Source organism: Pseudomonas sp. Sample_20, from assembly GCF_004307585.1.
In the GTDB taxonomy this organism is placed as follows: Bacteria; Pseudomonadota; Gammaproteobacteria; order Pseudomonadales; family Pseudomonadaceae; genus Aquipseudomonas; species Aquipseudomonas atacamensis.
Genome location: NZ_RCOA01000131.1, coordinates 1 through 16710 on the forward strand (window position 1 = coordinate 1; position 16710 = coordinate 16710).

Annotated in this window: 15 protein-coding genes; 13 read left to right on the forward strand and 2 right to left on the reverse strand. The window is 59.1% G+C overall.

Annotation, left to right across the window (positions count from 1 at the left end; translation table 11 throughout):
- Positions 1-214, reverse strand: a 214-nt coding sequence (locus D8U70_RS26460; protein WP_177434004.1) for an ATP-dependent Clp protease adaptor ClpS, incomplete at its 3' end; no start/stop codon positions are given.
- A gap of 224 nt (positions 215-438) precedes the next feature.
- Here D8U70_RS26460 and D8U70_RS26465 point away from each other — a divergent pair.
- On the forward strand, positions 439-720 hold the full coding sequence (locus D8U70_RS26465) for a cold shock domain-containing protein (protein WP_110645497.1): 282 nt from the start codon (positions 439-441) through the stop codon (positions 718-720).
- A gap of 77 nt (positions 721-797) precedes the next feature.
- Here D8U70_RS26465 and icd read toward each other — a convergent pair whose 3' ends face one another.
- Positions 798-2054, reverse strand: coding sequence for an NADP-dependent isocitrate dehydrogenase (icd, locus tag D8U70_RS26470; RefSeq protein ID WP_024013414.1), 1257 nt, complete (start codon positions 2052-2054; stop codon positions 798-800).
- Positions 2055-2535: 481 nt separating this feature from the next.
- Between icd and D8U70_RS26475 the strand changes: the two genes are divergently transcribed.
- The 12 genes from D8U70_RS26475 to nuoC all read left to right on the forward strand — a co-directional run bounded on the left by D8U70_RS26475 (position 2536) and on the right by nuoC (position 16710).
- On the forward strand, positions 2536-4761 hold the full coding sequence (locus D8U70_RS26475) for an NADP-dependent isocitrate dehydrogenase (protein ID WP_073471298.1): 2226 nt from the start codon (positions 2536-2538) through the stop codon (positions 4759-4761).
- A gap of 203 nt (positions 4762-4964) precedes the next feature.
- On the forward strand, positions 4965-5411 hold the full coding sequence (locus D8U70_RS26480; RefSeq protein WP_122703760.1) for an NUDIX hydrolase: 447 nt from the start codon (positions 4965-4967) through the stop codon (positions 5409-5411).
- A gap of 59 nt (positions 5412-5470) precedes the next feature.
- Positions 5471-6595 carry a tRNA 2-thiouridine(34) synthase MnmA gene (mnmA, locus tag D8U70_RS26485; protein ID WP_071172900.1) on the forward strand — a complete coding sequence of 375 codons (1125 nt, stop codon included), beginning with the start codon at positions 5471-5473 and terminating at the stop codon, positions 6593-6595.
- Positions 6592-7215, forward strand: coding sequence for a high frequency lysogenization protein HflD (gene hflD, locus D8U70_RS26490; RefSeq protein ID WP_016775273.1), 624 nt, complete (start codon positions 6592-6594; stop codon positions 7213-7215). Before mnmA ends, hflD begins: the two co-directional genes overlap by 4 nt.
- Before the next feature lie 126 nt (positions 7216-7341).
- The gene (gene purB / locus D8U70_RS26495) at positions 7342-8712 is read left to right on the forward strand and encodes an adenylosuccinate lyase (protein WP_003223822.1); all 1371 of its coding nucleotides are present in this window, start codon (positions 7342-7344) and stop codon (positions 8710-8712) included.
- A gap of 86 nt (positions 8713-8798) precedes the next feature.
- Positions 8799-9968, forward strand: a complete 1170-nt coding sequence (locus D8U70_RS26500; protein ID WP_016775274.1) for a cupin domain-containing protein — start codon at positions 8799-8801, stop codon at positions 9966-9968.
- On the forward strand, positions 9961-10386 hold the full coding sequence (locus D8U70_RS26505) for a GNAT family N-acetyltransferase (RefSeq protein ID WP_016775275.1): 426 nt from the start codon (positions 9961-9963) through the stop codon (positions 10384-10386). Before D8U70_RS26500 ends, D8U70_RS26505 begins: the two co-directional genes overlap by 8 nt.
- A gap of 164 nt (positions 10387-10550) precedes the next feature.
- Entirely contained in the window at positions 10551-11312 is a 762-nt protein-coding gene (locus D8U70_RS26510) for a secretin N-terminal domain-containing protein (protein ID WP_071172902.1), read from the forward strand.
- Positions 11313-11786: 474 nt separating this feature from the next.
- Positions 11787-13112 carry an isocitrate lyase gene (aceA, locus tag D8U70_RS26515; RefSeq protein ID WP_016775277.1) on the forward strand — a complete coding sequence of 442 codons (1326 nt, stop codon included), beginning with the start codon at positions 11787-11789 and terminating at the stop codon, positions 13110-13112.
- A 646-nt stretch (positions 13113-13758) separates the two neighbouring features.
- A complete protein-coding gene (locus tag D8U70_RS26520) occupies positions 13759-14172 on the forward strand; it encodes an NADH-quinone oxidoreductase subunit A (protein ID WP_003223812.1) in 414 nt (137 codons plus the stop codon).
- A 10-nt stretch (positions 14173-14182) separates the two neighbouring features.
- Positions 14183-14857 (forward strand): NADH-quinone oxidoreductase subunit B, encoded by a 675-nt coding sequence (locus D8U70_RS26525; RefSeq protein WP_016775278.1) that lies wholly within the window; start codon positions 14183-14185, stop codon positions 14855-14857.
- A gap of 68 nt (positions 14858-14925) precedes the next feature.
- A complete protein-coding gene (gene nuoC / locus D8U70_RS26530; RefSeq protein ID WP_122703758.1) occupies positions 14926-16710 on the forward strand; it encodes an NADH-quinone oxidoreductase subunit C/D in 1785 nt (594 codons plus the stop codon).

Sequence of the window (16710 nt, forward strand, 5' to 3'; positions counted from 1 at the left end):
TAAAAAACACCTCGAGCACTTCGACGACGAAATCCATCGGTGTGTAGTCATCGTTGAACAAAACCACCTTGTACATCGGCGGCGCCTGTAACGCGGGCTTTGCTTCCTGAACAGCAACGCCTGCCGAATCGTCGTCGTGCTCCTGTGGAAGATCCTTTTGGAGAAGCGGGCGATCCTGATTGAATGTTAGTCGAATCTGGCTGATTGCATGCATGGAAAAAAAGGTTCGTCAGTTGTGCGAATACAGTGGTGGGGGCGGTTGCACACGTTTTCAACTACGACTGCCCGGTCACCTTGACTATCGGGAAAACGGTGTTACAACCAATAGAGCCCACAGTGGGTAAAAAAGATCCGCGGAGTCAATTCTTTTATCGAATTCGATTGCGGATGTCGTGGATGATACTCCAGCGATGGAGTCTGTTGCAGAGGGATTTGAGCATGGCTGTCGGCAAGGTGAAATGGTTCAACAATGCCAAGGGATTCGGCTTTATCAATACCGACGCCCGGGAAGGTCGCGATGAGGATGGCAAAGACATTGATTTCTTTGCCCACTACTCGGCCATTGAAATGGAAGGGTACAAAACCCTGAAAGCGGGTCAGGCGGTGAACTTCGAGATCGTTCAAGGCCCCAAAGGCTTGCATGCCGTGAAGATAACTCCGGTCGAAGCAGCTTCGACGCCAAGCTCGATTGCCACGAAAAAACAAACGGCAACCAGTTGAAGCCTCAAAACATTCGGTCATAAAAAACCGCCTGACTCAACCCATCGAGTCAGGCGGTTTTTGCGTGGCTGCAACTTTTACATATGCGAAATCAACGCATCCCCGAACCCGGAAGACGACACCAGCTTCGCGCCATCCATCAAGCGCTCGAAATCATAAGTAACAGTCTTGGCGCCGATCGCACCGTTGGTGCCCTTGATGATCAGGTCCGCCGCTTCGGTCCAGCCCATATGACGCAACATCATCTCGGCCGAGAGAATCAGCGAGCCCGGGTTGACCTGGTCCTTGCCGGCATATTTCGGCGCGGTGCCGTGGGTCGCTTCGAACATCGCCACGGTGTCGGACAGGTTGGCGCCCGGCGCAATACCGATACCACCCACTTCCGCCGCCAGGGCGTCAGACAGGTAGTCACCGTTGAGGTTAAGCGTAGCGATCACATCGTATTCGGCCGGGCGCAGCAGGATCTGCTGGAGCATGGCGTCGGCGATGGCGTCCTTGACCACAACATTCTTGCCGGTTTTCGGATTCTTGAACTGCATCCACGGACCGCCGTCGAGCAGGGTCGCACCGAACTCTTCGGCCGCCACTTCGTAGGCCCATTCCTTGAAGGCACCTTCGGTGAACTTCATGATGTTGCCTTTGTGCACGATGGTCAGCGAGTCGCGATCATTGTCCACCACATATTGCAGGGCCTTGCGCGCCAGACGCTTGGTGCCTTCGCGGGAGACCGGCTTGACGCCGATGCCGCAGTTTTCGTCGAAACGGATCTTGGTGACGCCCATTTCTTCTTTAAGGAATTTGATGACCTTGGTGGCTTCCGGCGAACCAGCCTTCCATTCGATACCGGCGTAAATATCTTCGGAGTTTTCGCGGAAGATGGTCATGTCGACATCGCCGGGCTTTTTCACCGGGCTCGGCACGCCTTCGAACCAGCGCACCGGGCGCAGGCAGACGTACAGGTCGAGCTGCTGACGCAGGGCCACGTTCAGCGAGCGGATGCCGCCACCGACCGGAGTGGTCAGCGGGCCTTTGATCGAAACCACGTAATCCTTGACCGCGTCGAGGGTTTCCTGCGGCAGCCAGGTGTCCTGGTCATAAACCTGAGTGGCCTTTTCGCCGGCATAGACTTCCATCCAGGAAATCTTGCGCTTGCCGCCGTAGGCCTTTTCAACAGCAGCATCGACAACCTTGATCATCACCGGACTGATGTCGACACCAATACCGTCACCTTCGATGAAGGGGATGATCGGGTTATCAGGAACATTGAGAGAATGGTCTGCATTGACGGTGATTTTGTCGCCGACGGCTGGAACCTGAATCTTCTTGTAACCCATGCTGAACTCCATTGTTTGGATTGAACACCTGGCTTGCTTCGAGCGTAACCCAGTTGAATCAACACGCAAACCCTATGTTCCTGCGCCGCGCACATCTCGTTTCCTACAAGCCTGAAAGCAAAGGGAAAAGCGCCAAACTCCAGCATTCGTAACGAGTCTTTGCCCGGTCGCGCCCTGCGACCTTTAGACCAATGGACGAGAATCGTTGTATATGAACCATCGGCAGATTGCCAGCTACCTATGTATAATGCCGCCCGCTGACCACAGGGTCACGACGGCTGGCCTCTCTAGCACGAGACTTTCCGCCTGATTGGTCGGGTTGTTACCGCAGCCTGACTGCTTGACGCTCTACTGATGCACCCAACATCACCGCGAAGAATCTCGACATTCGGTTCATGGATGACTTTGAACGAACGCGCTTACCCGGCGCCCCTCGAGTTTCTGCGCACGCTTTAGCAAAGAAGAGAGAGTTAATCCGAATATGCCCACCCGCTCGAAGATCATCTATACCTTCACCGACGAAGCTCCTGCCCTCGCCACCTATTCCCTGCTGCCGATCATCGAGGCTTACACCGCCTCGGCCGATATCGCCGTGGAAACCCGCGATATCTCTCTTGCAGCGCGCATCCTGGCAAGCTTCCCCGAGCAACTGGGCGACAAAGCCGTAGCCGACCACCTCGCCGAACTGGGCGACCTGGCCGTTACGCCTGAAGCCAACATCATCAAGCTGCCGAACATCAGTGCTTCGGTGCCACAGCTGCAAGCCGCGATCAAAGAGCTGCAGGCGCAGGGCTACAACCTGCCGGACTACCCGGAAACCGTGACCAGCGACGCCGACAAAGACGCCAAGGCGCGCTACGACAAGGTCAAGGGCAGCGCCGTGAACCCGGTTCTGCGTGAAGGCAACTCCGACCGCCGCGCTCCGCTGTCGGTGAAGAACTACGCGCGCAAGCACCCGCACAAAATGGGCGCCTGGGCCAAGGACTCCAAGTCCCACGTCGCACACATGAGCACCGGCGATTTCTACGGCAGCGAAAAAGCTGTCCTGATCGACGCCGCTGACGCTGTGAAGATCGAACTGATCGCCAAGGACGGTGCTGCCACCGTTCTGAAAGAAAAAACCACCGTTCAGGCTGGCGAGATCCTCGACTGCGCCGTGATGAGCAAAAACGCCCTGCGTGCGTTCATCGCTGCCGAGATCGAAAGCGCCAAGGCCCAGGGCGTGCTGCTCTCGGTGCACCTGAAAGCGACCATGATGAAGGTCTCGGACCCGATCATGTTCGGCCAGATCGTTGCCGAGTTCTATAAAGACGCACTGACCAAGCACGCTGACGTGCTGAACCAGATCGGCTTCAACCTGAACAACGGCATCGGCGATCTGTACGCACGCATCAAGGCCCTGCCGGCCGAGCAGCAAGCACAGATCGAAGCCGATATCGCAGCGGTCTATGCCGTTCGTCCGTCGCTGGCGATGGTCAACTCCGACAAAGGCATCACCAACCTGCACGTGCCGAGCGACGTCATCGTCGACGCCTCGATGCCAGCGATGATCCGTGACTCCGGCAAGATGTGGGGCACCGACGGTCAGCTGCACGACACCAAGGCTGTGATCCCGGATCGTTGCTACGCGACCATCTACCAGGCTGTGATCGAAGACTGCAAAGCCAACGGCGCTTTCGACCCGACCACCATGGGCAGCGTGCCGAACGTCGGCCTGATGGCGAAGAAAGCCGAAGAGTACGGCTCGCACGACAAGACCTTCCAGATCAAGGCTGACGGCGTTGTTCGCGTCACCGACAGCAAAGGCAAGCTGCTGATGGAACAGGCTGTCGAAACCGGCGACATCTTCCGCATGTGCCAGACCAAAGACGCGCCGATCCAGGACTGGGTCAAACTGGCCGTCAACCGTGCCCGCGCGAGCAGCACGCCGGCGATCTTCTGGCTCGACCCGATGCGCGCTCACGATGGCGTAGTGATCGAGAAGGTTCAGGCTTACCTGAAGGATCACGACACCAGCGGTCTGGACATCCAGATCATGGCGCCGGTCGATGCGATGAAGTACACCCTGCAGCGCACCCGCGAAGGCAAGGACACCATTTCGGTGACCGGCAACGTACTGCGCGACTACCTGACCGACCTGTTCCCGATCATGGAACTGGGCACCAGCGCCAAGATGCTGTCGATCGTGCCGCTGATGAACGGCGGTGGTCTGTTCGAAACCGGCGCCGGCGGTTCGGCGCCGAAGCACGTGCAGCAACTGGTTGAAGAGAACTTCCTGCGCTGGGATTCGCTGGGTGAGTTCCTCGCCCTGGCCGCCTCCCTTGAGCACCTGGGCGTGAACTACAACAACCCGAAAGCACTGGTGCTGTCGAAGACCCTGGACCAGGCCACCGGCCAGTTCCTCGACAACAACAAGTCGCCATCGCGCAAGGTCGGCAACATCGACAACCGCGGCAGCCACTTCTACCTGGCGATGTACTGGGCTCAGGCCCTGGCTGCCCAGACCGAAGACGCTGCACTGCAAGCGCAGTTCGCGACTCTGGCCAAAACCCTGACCGAGAACGAGGCAACCATCGTCGCCGAGCTCAACGCCGTGCAGGGCAAGCCAGTCGACATCGGCGGTTACTACCACGCCGACGCCGAGCTGATCAGCAAGGCCATGCGCCCAAGCGCAACCTTCAACGCGGCGATTGCTGCGCTGGTTTAAGGTTGTAATGCGGTAAACAGACCCCGGCCTTGTGCCGGGGTTTGTGTTTCCGGGTTTTGTGATCACCACAAAACTTTGTGGGAGCTGGCTTGCCAGCGATGGCGGTTTATCATCCAGCATGGATGGTGACTGAACCACCGCTATCGCTGGCAAGCCAGCTCCCACAGGGATTGGGGTTTAACCAATAGATTGAGGAAGGTTTTATGGAATGGCTCCCCCACATCACCGTCGCCACCATCGTCGAGGACAACGGCCGTTTCCTGATGGTCGAAGAGCACAAAGGCGGGCGCAATGTGCTCAACCAGCCGGCTGGCCATCTCGACCCGGATGAAACCCTGATCGACGCGGCGATTCGCGAAACCCTCGAAGAAACCGGCTGGGACGTCGAACCCACCGGCGTGATCGGCATTTATCTGTACACCGCACCGAGCAACGGCGTGACTTACCAGCGCATATGCTTCAGCGCCAAAGCCGTGCAGCATCACCCGGATTACCAACTCGACGACGGCATCGTCGACGCCAAGTGGCTGACCCGCGACGAATTAATCGCCCAGCGCGACAACTGGCGCAGCGAGCTGATCATCCGTTGCATCGACGATTATCTGGCCGGTCATCACTTCAGCCTCGAACTGATCCGCCCTTCTCTTTAGCCTTGCGGCCGTGAGCCTGATAGAATCGCGCCCTTTTCCAAGACACTCATTGAATCCCTATGCGTGATCCAGCCCCTTCTGACACATCCAAGAAGCGCGTCATTGTCGGCATGTCCGGCGGCGTGGACTCTTCCGTTTCTGCCCTTCTGCTGATCGAGCAGGGTTATGAAGTGGAAGGCCTGTTCATGAAGAACTGGGAAGAAGACGACGGAACGGAATACTGCACCGCCATGGACGACCTGGCGGATGCTCAGGCTGTCTGCGACAAGATCGGCATCAAGCTGCACACCGCCAACTTTGCCGCCGAGTACTGGGACAACGTGTTCGAGCACTTCCTCGCCGAATACAAGGCCGGGCGCACGCCGAACCCGGACATCCTGTGCAACCGCGAGATCAAGTTCAAAGCGTTCCTCGACTACGCGATGATGCTCGGCGCCGACCTGATCGCCACCGGCCACTACGTGCGCCGCCGCGACATTGATGGCCGCACCGAACTGCTCAAGGGCCTCGATCCGAACAAGGATCAGAGCTACTTCCTGCACGCCGTCGGCGGCGAACAAATCGCCAAGACCCTGTTCCCGGTCGGCGAACTGGAAAAGCCTGAAGTTCGCGCGATTGCCGAGAAATACGAACTGGCCACCGCCAAGAAGAAGGATTCCACCGGGATCTGCTTCATTGGCGAGCGCCGTTTCAGCGATTTCCTCAAGCAGTACCTGCCGGCACAACCGGGTGAGATCAAGACCACCGAAGGCGAAGTCATCGGCCGTCACCACGGCTTGATGTACCACACCATCGGCCAGCGTCAGGGCCTCGGCATCGGCGGCTTGAAGGATGCTGGCGATGAGCCGTGGTACGTGCTGCGCAAGGATCTGCAGACCAACGAGCTGATCGTCGGTCAGGGCAACAACCATCCATGGCTGTTCTCCAGCGCCCTGCTCGCTTCGGAAATCTACTGGGTCAATCCGATCGACCTGAGCCAGCCGCTGCGCCTGACGGCGAAAGTGCGCTATCGCCAGAGCGATCAGGCCTGCACCCTGGAAAAAACCGCCAGCGGCTATCGCGCCGTGTTCGACGAACCGCAACGTGCGGTGACGCCGGGCCAGTCGGTGGTGTTCTATGACGGTGAAATCTGCTTGGGTGGCGGCGTGATCGAAGTGGCCGAGCCGTGGAGCGGCCAGGCATGAGCCCGACTCAGGAGCAACTGACAGCGCTGGGCGGTGTGTTTCTCGCCGCCGTGCTGGTCGATCGCATCGCCAAGACCGGCCAGACCAACGAGGCCGGCCTGAGCTGCATGCTCGGCAGCCTGCTGGTCCGCGACCCAAAAGATACGCTGGACGTCTACGGCGGCGACGACATCAATCTGCGCGAGGGTTATCGCGCGCTGATTGGCGCCCTTGAGCGCGATCCGAGCACCTTGCAGCGCGAGCCGTTGCGCTACGCCCTGTCGATGCTCGGTCTGGAGCGGCAACTGGCCAAGCGTGACGACATGCTTGAGACGATTGCCAAACGCCTGCCGCAGATTCAGGCGCAGGTGGAGCATTTTGGCCCCGCCCACGAAAACGTCGTGGCCGCTTGCGGTGCGCTGTATCAGGACACTTTGAGCACCCTGCGCCAGCGCATTCAGGTGCACGGCGACATGCGCAACCTGCAGCAGCCGAGCAACGCCTCGAAGATCCGCGCCCTGCTCCTCGCGGGCATCCGCTCGGCGCGCCTGTGGCGTCAGCTCGGTGGCCATCGCTGGCAGTTGGTGATCAGCCGTCGCAAGCTGCTCAAAGAGCTTTATCCGTTGATGCGCAGCGAGTAAACGCCGCGTCATGAAGGCTTTGTAGTCTGTAACGCGTAATACGCCGGTCAGTTGGCGACGGACCGGCGGATTTTTTCATGTATGATACGCGCCCCATTTCGTTGCCCGACTGTCCGAGAACACCCCATGCAGCTCTCTTCGCTCACTGCGGTTTCCCCTGTTGACGGCCGCTACGCCGGCAAAACCCAGGCCCTGCGCCCGATTTTCAGCGAGTACGGCCTGATCCGTGCCCGCGTTCTGGTTGAAGTGCGCTGGCTCCAGCGCCTGGCCGCCCACGCTGGCATCCCTGAAGTGCCAGCCTTCTCCGCCGAGGCCAACGCCGTTCTCAACGAACTGGCTGAAAACTTCTCGCTGGAGCACGCCGAGCGCGTCAAAGAGATCGAGCGCACCACCAACCACGACGTCAAAGCGATCGAATACCTGCTCAAAGAGCAGGCGGCCAAGCTGCCGGAGCTGGCCAAGGTCAGCGAATTCATCCACTTTGCCTGCACCAGTGAAGACATCAACAACCTGTCCCACGCCTTGATGCTGCGTGAAGGCCGTGACGACGTGATGCTGCCGCTGATGCGCCAGACTGCCAACGCCATCCGCGAACTGGCCATCCGTTTCGCCGACGTGCCGATGCTGTCGCGCACCCACGGTCAGCCGGCTTCGCCGACCACTCTGGGTAAAGAACTGGCGAACGTGGTTTACCGTCTCGAGCGTCAGATCGCTCAGGTCGCTGCCGTGCCGCTGTTGGGCAAGATCAACGGCGCCGTCGGCAACTACAACGCGCACCTGTCGGCCTACCCGCAGATCGACTGGGAAGCCAATGCCCGCGCCTTCATCGAAGACGAGCTGGGTCTGGGCTTCAACCCGTACACCACGCAGATCGAACCGCACGACTACATCGCCGAGCTGTTCGACGCCATTGCGCGCTTCAACACCATCCTGATCGACTTCGACCGCGATATCTGGGGCTACATTTCCCTGGGTTATTTCAAGCAGCGCACCATCGCTGGTGAAATCGGTTCGTCGACCATGCCGCACAAGGTCAACCCGATCGACTTCGAAAACTCCGAAGGCAACCTGGGTATCGCCAACGCACTGTTCCAGCACCTGGCGAGCAAGCTGCCGATTTCCCGCTGGCAGCGTGACCTGACCGACTCCACCGTCCTGCGCAACCTCGGTGTCGGCTTCGCCCACAGCGTGATCGCCTACGAGGCCAGCCTCAAGGGCATCAGCAAACTGGAGCTCAACGAGCAAAAGATTGCCGCTGACCTGGACGCGTGCTGGGAAGTATTGGCCGAGCCGATCCAGACCGTGATGCGTCGCTACAACATCGAAAACCCGTACGAAAAGCTGAAAGAACTGACCCGTGGCAAGGGTATCAGCCCTGAAGCGTTGCAGACTTTCATCGATGGCCTGGACATGCCAGCCGAAGCCAAAGCCGAGCTCAAGCAACTGACGCCGGCCAACTACATCGGCAACGCTGTGGCACAAGCCAAACGCATCTGATCGACCGTTTGCCCCGTTTGAGACGCCCGGCCGCGCCGGGCGTTTTTATTCCCGTCTGAAAAGTGCTTTTTTTCAATAGGTTACATATGAATTCCGATATTCCTCTTCAACTTCTGGGCGGCCTCACAGCACGCGAATTCCTGCGTGACTACTGGCAGAAAAAACCGCTGCTGATCCGTCAGGCGATTCCTGACTTCGAAAGCCCGATCGACGCCGACGAACTGGCCGGCCTGGCCCTGGAAGAAGAAGTCGAATCGCGCCTGGTGATCGAACATGGCGAGCGTCCATGGGAACTGCGTCGCGGCCCGTTCGCCGAAGACGAGTTCAGCAAATTGCCAGAAAAAGAGTGGACGCTGCTGGTGCAGGCGGTTGACCAGTTCGTGCCGGAAGTCAGCGAACTGCTGGAAAACTTCCGCTTCCTGCCGAGCTGGCGCGTCGACGACGTGATGATCAGCTTCGCCGCCCCGGGTGGCAGCGTCGGCCCGCATTTCGACAACTACGATGTGTTCCTGCTGCAGGGCCATGGCAAGCGCAACTGGAAAATCGGCCAGATGTGCGATTCCGAGAGCCCGCTGCTGCAACACGCCGACCTGCGCATCCTCGCTGAATTCCACGAGACCGAAGAATGGGTGCTGGAACCGGGCGACATGCTCTACCTGCCGCCGCGTCTGGCTCATTGCGGTGTCGCGGTCGACAACTGCATGACCTACTCGGTCGGCTTCCGCGCGCCAAGCGCCGCTGAAGTGCTGACCCACTTCACCGACTTCCTCAGCCAGTTCCTGACCGACGAAGAGCGCTACACCGATGCCGACGCCAAGCCGGCGGTCGATCCGCACCAGATTCAACACGATGCGCTGGATCGCCTGAAAAGCCTGCTCGCCGAGCACATGAGCGACGAGCGTCTGCTGCTGACCTGGTTCGGCCAGTACATGACCGAGCCGCGCTACCCGGAACTGGTGGTCGGCCCGGAAGACGTCGAAGAAGAAGACTTCCTCGCCGCCCTGCAGGACGGCGCCGTGCTGATCCGCAACCCGAGCGCGCGCCTGGCCTGGTCGGAAGTCGACGACGATCTGCTGCTGTTCGCCAGTGGCCAAAGCCGCTACCTGCCGGGCAAGCTGCGCGAACTGCTGAAGCTGATCTGCGCGGCTGACGCCCTGCACGCCGACAACCTCGGCGAATGGCTGAGCGATGAAGACGGCCGCAGCCTGCTCTGCGAACTGGTCAAGCAAGGGAGCCTGGGGTTCGCCGATGAATAAAATTCGCGTTCGTGTCGCAGACTGGCAGAAGGATATCGCCGAGATCCGGCGCATTCGTGAAACGGTGTTCATCGCCGAACAATCGGTGCCACCCGAGCTTGAGTGGGACGCCGATGACGCGACCGCCGTGCATTTTCTGGCGTTCGAAGGCGACTTCCCGATCGGCACGGCGCGGCTGTTGCCCGATGGGCATATCGGTCGGGTTTCGGTACTCAAAGACTGGCGCGGAATGAAGGTCGGTGACGCGCTGATGCAAGCGGTCATCGCCGAAGCTGAAGCGCGCGGTTTGAAGCAACAGAAGCTCAGCGCTCAGGTGCAAGCCACGGCGTTCTACGAGCGCCTGGGCTTCAGCCTGGTCAGCGAAGAGTTTCTTGAGGCCGGGATTCCGCATGTCGACATGGTTCGGCATTCGGCCTGATTCCGAGATCTCTAGATCCCCTCACCACAAAAGGCCGCAAGCACACTACAAAACGCCCCGCCATCCCCCGATGCCGGGGCGTTTTGCTGTCTACGATTCAACTTGCCCCACCCCAGGCCGACAAACTGGCAATATCAAGCCTTTCGAACGCGGAGATAACGGACATGTCCCTACGCACCCTGCTCACCACCCTGCTGCTCGGCTGCAGTTTTTCGGTGCTGGCAGCCACAGAAATCGTCCCCCTCAAATACCACACCAGCGCTGACATGTTGCCAGTGGCGCAGGATTTCATCGGCCAGGACGGTCAGGTCAGCGCTTACGGCAATCAGCTGATCGTCAAAGCCGAGCCGGGCAAGATTCAGGAGTTGAAGGATCTGCTGGCGCAACTCGATACCGCGCCGAAGCGCTTGCTGATCACTGTCGACACCAACGAAAACAATGGCCGCGGCGACGAAGGCTATTCGGTCAACGGCGCGCAGCCGAACCAGACCCGGATCATCAGCCGCAGCACCACCAGCCGCAACGGCGGCGTTCAGCAAGTGCAGACCAGTGAAGGCACTCCGGCGCTGATTCAGGTTGGCCAAAGCGTGCCGATCACCAACACCCAGAGCGATTCCTACGGCGGTTACAGCAGCGAGACCCAATACCGCAACGTCACCCAGGGTTTCTACGTCACCGCCAGCGTCAGCGGCGAGACCGTTCATCTGGCGATCAGTACCAACCGTGACCGCATGAGCCAGGAACGTCCCGATGTAGTGAACGTGCAAAGCACCGACACAACCGTCACCGGACGCCTCGGTGAATGGATCACTCTGGCGGGCGTCAACAGCCAGACTCAGGCCGATAAACAGGGCCTGACCCGCAGCTACTCGACTCAAGGCCGGGATGACATGACCTTGCGGGTGAAAGTCGACACGCTGGACTAAAGCACCGAAAACTGACTGATTAGTCGTATTAGACGAAAGATGTAGTGCTTGAAAAAAAGCACTACAAAACGTTTGACGCGAAAAAAAAGCGAAGGCATGATGGCCTCGCTCCCGCTAATCAGAGGCCCTGGCAAGGGCCTTCGAAGCGCCGCTCGCACCTACCCCGCGAGCCGTTTCGTGTCTGTACCGCCCACAAGGTGTGTTTGACGAGGTTGCCGACTGGAACGAAGTTGTCCCGAGGGACGGAAGCGTATTTAGGTAACCCGGCTTCACGCTGCTGACCGTATAAAGGCCCACGACGCCGGAATGCGCCCGCACCGCGCCACTACCTGCTCACTTCCCCTCGAGCCCATCGTTCATCCCGTCGCCTACCCCGCCGAATCCGACTTGACCACCTAAGCTTCTGGTCAGCGAGCGCAGGAATTTTCCACCGCAGAACAACTTTTCATAAAAGACGCGACGAGGTTTATCTCCATGGCACTGACACGCGAACAGCAAATTGCAGCCCTCGAAAAAGACTGGGCCGAGAACCCGCGCTGGAAAGGCGTGACTCGCACTTACTCCGCTGCCGACGTGGTCCGCCTGCGTGGCTCGGTTCAGCCAGAGCACACCTTCGCGAAGATGGGCGCCGAGAAGCTGTGGAACCTGGTCACCCAGGGTGCCAAGCCGTCCTTCCGTCCAGAGAAAGATTTCGTCAACTGCATGGGCGCCCTGACCGGCGGCCAGGCTGTTCAGCAGGTCAAGGCCGGTATCCAGGCGATCTACCTGTCCGGCTGGCAGGTGGCTGCGGACAACAACTCCGCAGAATCCATGTACCCGGACCAGTCGCTGTACCCGGTGGACTCGGTGCCAACCGTGGTCAAGCGCATCAACAACTCGTTCCGTCGTGCCGACCAGATCCAGTGGAAAGCTGGCAAGAACCCGGGCGATGACGGCTACATCGACTACTTCGCACCAATCGTGGCCGACGCTGAAGCCGGTTTCGGCGGTGTACTCAACGCCTACGAGCTGATGAAAAGCATGATCGAAGCAGGCGCCGCCGGCGTTCACTTCGAAGACCAACTGGCTTCGGTAAAGAAATGCGGCCACATGGGCGGCAAGGTTCTGGTGCCAACCCAGGAAGCCGTGCAGAAGCTGACCGCTGCCCGTCTGGCCGCTGACGTTGCCGGCACGCCAACCATCATTCTGGCCCGCACCGACGCCAACGCGGCTGACCTGCTGACTTCCGACTGCGACCCGTACGATCAGCCATTCGTGACCGGCGAGCGTACTCAGGAAGGTTTCTACAAGGTACGTGCCGGCCTGGATCAAGCGATCGCCCGTGGCCTGGCTTACGCTCCGTACGCCGACCTGATCTGGTGCGAAACCGCCAAGCCGGATCTGGAAGAAGCCCGTCGCTTCGCTGAAGCGATCAAGAAGGAATACCCGGACCAACTGCTGTCGTACAACTGCTCGCCTTCCTTCAACTGGAAGAAAAACCTGGACGACGCGACCATCGCCAAGTTCCAGCGCGAACTGTCTGCCATGGGTTACAAGCACCAGTTCATCACCCTGGCCGGCATTCACAACATGTGGCACAGCATGTTCAACCTGGCGCACGACTACGCCCGCAACGACATGACTGCCTACGTGAAACTGCAAGAGCAGGAGTTCGCTGACGCCGCCAAGGGTTACACCTTCGTGGCTCACCAGCAGGAAGTGGGCACCGGCTACTTCGACGACATGACCACCGTGATCCAGGGTGGCTCGTCGTCGGTAACCGCGCTGACCGGTTCGACCGAAGAAGAACAGTTCCACTGATTCGGCTTCACCTGAGCAAACGGCCTTTGCGGATCGAATAAAAAGCTAACCGCAAAGCCGCAAGACTGACGCCCCGACTGGATCGGGGCGTTTTTTTGCCTGCTGGAATCTCAAAGCCCCCATAAATCCCCGGTGGGAGCGAGCCTGCTCGCGAAGGCGATAAGTCAGCTTGCACATCTGGAGGCTGATCCACCGCTTTCGCGAGCAGGCTCGCTCCCACAGGGCTACCGTCAGCCGCGAGACGAAACATTGATCTGAAGCGCTACAAGCGTCAGAAATTTCCGCTAAAACGGTAGGCTTCGCTACTTGCAGTAACGCGCAAGTAAGACAACTTCCCAGCCACTTACTCGTTAAACAGTTACAAAACCACGCCAAACGATATCAATTATCATTTAGCAGCAACTATGTTCGTTACAAACTCTACAAAACATAATTGATGGAAACCCGGCTAATGCCCGCAACGCATGGGCCGCAGCGCCTTCAGGAGGCGCTATGTCCTTAATCCGGTAAATAATTTCGCCTTTGGAATTTTACTTGCCGGGTGTTTAGCCATAAAATCAGCCCGATTGATTGCTGCGACATATCGTCACTGCCTTATTTCTTTATCAAGCTCAGAGACCTTTGCTCTCTGTTAAGGATTACCAGCATGCCCGAAGCGACAGGACTCATGGCCCACAACTGGGGCTTTGCCATTTTCCTTCTGGGTGTCGTCGGCCTGTGTGCCTTCATGCTTGGCGTCTCCAGCCTCCTCGGGTCAAAAGCCTGGGGTCGCAGCAAAAACGAACCGTTCGAGTCGGGCATGCTACCTACCGGTGGCGCCCGCTTGCGGCTCTCAGCCAAATTCTATCTGGTCGCGATGCTCTTCGTGATCTTCGATATCGAAGCCCTCTTTCTCTTTGCATGGTCTGTGTCCGTCCGCGAAAGCGGCTGGACCGGATTCGTCGAAGCTCTCGTTTTCATAGCAATTCTGTTGGCAGGTCTTGTCTACCTGTTCCGAGTGGGCGCCCTTGACTGGGCTCCGGAAGCTCGTCGCAAGCGGCAGGCGAAGCTGAAACAATGAGGCTTTGGCAATGCAATACAATCTCACCAGGATCGACCCCGATGCTCCTAACGAGCAGTATCCGATTGGCCAGCGGGAAACCGTTGCCGATCCGTTAGAAGATCAAGTCCACAAAAACATTTTCATGGGCAAGCTGGAAGACGTGCTGAGCGGCGCGGTCAACTGGGGACGTAAGAACTCCCTGTGGCCGTACAACTTCGGCCTGTCATGCTGCTACGTGGAAATGACCACCGCCTTCACGGCGCCCCACGACATCGCGCGCTTTGGCGCCGAAGTGATCCGGGCCTCGCCGCGTCAGGCCGACTTCATGGTTATCGCCGGTACCTGCTTCATCAAGATGGCGCCGATCATCCAGCGTCTCTACGAGCAAATGCTCGAGCCGAAATGGGTTATCTCCATGGGTTCGTGCGCCAACTCCGGCGGCATGTACGACATCTACTCCGTGGTTCAAGGGGTGGACAAGTTCCTGCCCGTGGACGTCTACGTACCTGGCTGCCCGCCCCGTCCGGAAGCATTTCTGCAAGGCTTGATGCTGTTGCAGGAATCGATTGGACAGGAGCGTCGTCCGCTTTCCTGGGTCGTTGGTGATCAAGGCGTCTATCGCGCCGACATGCCATCGCAGAAGGAACAGCGCCGCGAACAGCGAATCGCAGTCACCAATCTGCGCAGCCCTGACGAAGTCTGATCCAGTTCTGTTCCAAGTAACGAGAAGCTGGCTTCATTCTTTACGTTGACCGAAAGCGAAAAATAACCATGACTACAGGCAGTGCTCTGTACATCCCGCCTTACAAGGCAGACGACCAGGATGTGGTCGTCGAACTGAACAACCGTTTTGGCGCCGAAGCGTTCACCGTGCAGGCAACCCGCACCGGCATGCCGGTGCTGTGGGTGGCCCGTGCCAGACTGGTTGAAGTCCTGACTTTCCTGCGCAACCTGCCCAAGCCGTACGTCATGCTCTATGACCTGCACGGCGTGGACGAGCGTCTGCGCACCAAGCGTCAAGGGCTGCCGACCGGCGCCGATTTCACCGTGTTCTATCACCTCATGTCGCTGGAGCGTAATAGTGACGTGATGATCAAGGTGGCCTTGTCCGAAGGCGACCTCAGCATGCCTTCCGTCACCAGCATCTGGCCCAACGCCAACTGGTACGAGCGCGAAGTCTGGGACATGTTCGGCATCGACTTCAAAGGCCACCCGCACCTGTCGCGCATCATGATGCCGCCGACCTGGGAAGGTCACCCGCTGCGCAAGGACTTCCCGGCGCGCGCCACCGAATTCGATCCGTACAGCCTCAACCTCGCCAAACAGCAACTGGAAGAGGAGGCCGCGCGCTTCCGTCCGGAAGACTGGGGCATGAAGCGTTCCGGTGCCAACGAGGACTACATGTTCCTCAACCTCGGCCCGAACCACCCTTCTGCGCACGGTGCCTTCCGCATCATTCTGCAGCTGGACGGCGAAGAGATCGTCGATTGCGTCCCGGACATCGGTTACCACCACCGTGGCGCCGAGAAGATGGGCGAGCGCCAGTCCTGGCACAGCTACATTCCGTACACCGACCGTATCGACTACCTCGGCGGCGTGATGAACAACCTGCCGTACGTGCTCTCGGTCGAGAAGCTCGCCGGCATCAAGGTGCCGCAGAAGGTCGATGTCATCCGCATCATGATGGCCGAGTTCTTCCGGATCACCAGCCACCTGCTGTTCCTCGGTACCTACATCCAGGACGTCGGCGCCATGACCCCGGTGTTCTTCACCTTCACCGACCGCCAGAAGGCGTACACGGTGATCGAAGCCATCACCGGTTTCCGTCTGCACCCGGCCTGGTACCGCATCGGCGGCGTTGCCCACGACCTGCCGCGCGGCTGGGAAAAACTGGTCAAGGATTTCGTCGAGTGGATGCCCAAGCGTCTGGACGAATACACCAAGGCCGCCCTGCAGAACAGCATCCTCAAGGGTCGTACCGTCGGCGTCGCTGCCTACAACACCAAAGAGGCCCTGGAATGGGGCGTCACCGGTGCCGGCCTGCGTTCGACCGGTTGCGATTTCGACCTGCGTAAAGCGCGTCCGTACTCGGGCTACGAGAACTTCGAATTCGAAGTGCCGCTGGCCGTCAACGGCGATGCCTATGACCGCTGCATGGTCCGCGTCGAAGAGATGCGCCAGAGCATCAAGATCATCGATCAATGCATGCGCAACATGCCGGAAGGCCCGTACAAGGCGGATCACCCGCTGACCACGCCGCCGCCGAAAGAGCGCACGCTGCAGCACATCGAAACCCTGATCACGCACTTCCTGCAGGTTTCGTGGGGCCCGGTCATGCCGGCCAACGAATCCTTCCAGATGATCGAAGCGACCAAGGGCATCAACAGTTATTACCTGACGAGCGATGGCGGCACCATGAGCTACCGCACCCGGATTCGTACCCCAAGCTTCCCGCACCTGCAGCAGATCCCTTCGGTGATCAAAGGCAGCATGGTCGCGGACTTGATTGCGTACCTGGGTAGTATCGACTTCGTTATGGCCGACGTGGACCGCTAA